At 68.5% G+C, this 1,110-nt stretch carries 1 protein-coding gene; it reads left to right on the plus strand.

Translation table 11 applies throughout. The features are described from left to right. The first annotated feature begins 246 nt into the window (after positions 1 to 246). Positions 247 to 1,047, plus strand: a complete 801-nt coding sequence (locus tag ACFWVP_RS34800; RefSeq protein ID WP_384502172.1) for a ParA family protein — start codon at positions 247 to 249, stop codon at positions 1,045 to 1,047. The last annotated feature ends 63 nt before the right edge of the window (positions 1,048 to 1,110 follow it).

Consider the following 1,110-nt stretch of genomic DNA (forward strand, 5'->3'; position numbering starts at 1 on the left):
ACCCTGGACCGAGCAGCAGGCAGGGACTGACTGACCACCGACAGGCCCGCGCCGATGTGGCGTGGGCCTGTCGCGTCTACTGTCGCGCCGGAGTGCTGTCGTGTGATCTGAGCTGGGCCAACGCCCCGATATCCCCGCCCCTCGGCGGACGCGACAGACGGGCGCGACAGGGTCTTTGGTGGGGCCGTGGGCCCGTGAGCCCGTGACGTCACCAGAAGGCGCCCACAAGGCTCTACGCTGCCCTCCATGCGGATCTACGCGATGACGAATCAGAAGGGTGGTGTGGGCAAGACCGCCAACACCATCAACACCGGCGCGGCCCTGGCCGAGAAGTCGGTGCAGAACCCGGAGCAGAAGCGTGTGCTCCTGGTGGACTTCGACCCCCAGGGCCACATGTCCGAGGCCCTCGGCGTGGACGAGACCCCGGACGACAAGACTCTGCGGATGGCGCTGGTGGGGGAGTGGCGCGGCGCCGACCCTCGGCAGATCATCGTGCAGCGCTCGGAGTACCTGCACGTGATCCCGACCAACGTGGACATGCACCTCCTGGAGCGGACGCTGTACACGGTGGCCGACCGCGAGCGCCGGCTGTCCCGGTTCCTGGAGAAGGTGGACGACGACTACGACGTCTGCCTGATCGACTGCGCGCCCTCCCTCGGCGTCATCACCGACTGTGCGCTCTACGCGGCCCGCAAGCGGGAGGGCAAGGGCAAGAGCGGCATCGTGGTGCCCGTGGAAGCCGAGGACTCCTCGGTCCGCGCGCTGCGGCTGCTGCTGCGTCAGATCGGCCTGCTGTCGGAAGACATGGACATCGTGCTGGACGTCCTCGGCCTCGTGCCCTCCCGGTTCGACATCCGCGACGGCAACGTCGTCACCTCCATGCTGGAGGCGTTCCGGAACCTCGGGGAGCCTGCCGTGATCGGGGAGATCCGCAAGCGGACCATCATCCGCGAAGCCTGGCGGGCGAAGCAGACCATCATCGAGCACGCTCCCCAGAGCGATGCCGCGGACTGGTACCGGGACCTGGCCAAGGCGGTGGACGCGTGAACGCCACAAAGAAGAGCGCCGCGCCGAACATGGGCGGGGTCACGGACGACTGGGCCCGCACCC

The sequence above is a fragment of the Streptomyces sp. NPDC058637 genome (assembly GCF_042717325.1).
GTDB lineage: Bacteria > Actinomycetota > Actinomycetes > Streptomycetales > Streptomycetaceae > Streptomyces.